The organism is Streptomyces sp. NPDC042002, from assembly GCF_055588305.1.
In genome coordinates, this window is record NZ_JBVJCT010000080.1 from 1 (window position 1) to 1,420 (window position 1,420).

1 rRNA gene (cut by a window edge) is annotated in these 1,420 nt (G+C 56.3%); it reads right to left on the reverse strand.

Annotation, left to right across the window (positions count from 1 at the left end):
• Window positions 1-21: 21 nt before the first annotated feature.
• Window positions 22-1,420, reverse strand: a 23S ribosomal RNA gene (locus tag ACZ6KY_RS42065) (it continues 1,824 nt past the right edge of the window).

The following is a 1,420-nucleotide window of genomic DNA, read 5'->3' on the forward strand; positions in this document are numbered from 1 at the left end:
ACACAGTGGACGCGAGCAACTGAGGACAAGCCCTCGGCCTATTAGTACCAGTCACCTCCAGCGGTTGCCCGCCTTCCAGATCTGGCCTATCAACCCAGTCGTCTACTGGGAGCCTTAACCCCTCGAAGGGGGTGGGAATACTCATCTCGAAGCAGGCTTCCCGCTTAGATGCTTTCAGCGGTTATCCCTCCCGAACGTAGCCAACCAGCCATGCCCTTGGCAGGACAACTGGCACACCAGAGGTTCGTCCGTCCCGGTCCTCTCGTACTAGGGACAGCCCTTCTCAATATTCCTACGCGCACAGCGGATAGGGACCGAACTGTCTCACGACGTTCTAAACCCAGCTCGCGTACCGCTTTAATGGGCGAACAGCCCAACCCTTGGGACCGACTCCAGCCCCAGGATGCGACGAGCCGACATCGAGGTGCCAAACCATCCCGTCGATATGGACTCTTGGGGAAGATCAGCCTGTTATCCCCGGGGTACCTTTTATCCGTTGAGCGACGGCGCTTCCACAAGCCACCGCCGGATCACTAGTCCCGACTTTCGTCCCTGCTCGACCCGTCGGTCTCACAGTCAAGCTCCCTTGTGCACTTACACTCAACACCTGATTGCCAACCAGGCTGAGGGAACCTTTGGGCGCCTCCGTTACTCTTTAGGAGGCAACCGCCCCAGTTAAACTACCCATCAGACACTGTCCCTGATCCGGATCACGGACCCAGGTTAGACATCCAGCACGACCAGAGTGGTATTTCAACGACGACTCCACCATGGCTGGCGCCATGACTTCACAGTCTCCCACCTATCCTACACAAGCCGAACCGAACACCAATATCAAACTGTAGTAAAGGTCCCGGGGTCTTTCCGTCCTGCTGCGCGAAACGAGCATCTTTACTCGTAGTGCAATTTCACCGGGCCTATGGTTGAGACAGTCGAGAAGTCGTTACGCCATTCGTGCAGGTCGGAACTTACCCGACAAGGAATTTCGCTACCTTAGGATGGTTATAGTTACCACCGCCGTTTACTGGCGCTTAAGTTCTCAGCTTCGCCACCCCGAAGAGTGACTAACCGGTCCCCTTAACGTTCCAGCACCGGGCAGGCGTCAGTCCGTATACATCGCCTTACGGCTTCGCACGGACCTGTGTTTTTAGTAAACAGTCGCTTCTCGCTGGTCTCTGCGGCCACCCCCAGCTCACCGAGTAAATCGGATCACCAGTGATGGCCCCCCTTCTCCCGAAGTTACGGGGGCATTTTGCCGAGTTCCTTAACCATAGTTCACCCGAACGCCTCGGTATTCTCTACCTGACCACCTGAGTCGGTTTAGGGTACGGGCCGCCATGAAACTCGCTAGAGGCTTTTCTCGACAGCATAGGATCATCCACTTCACCACAATCGGCTCGGCATCAGGTCTCAGCCTTGA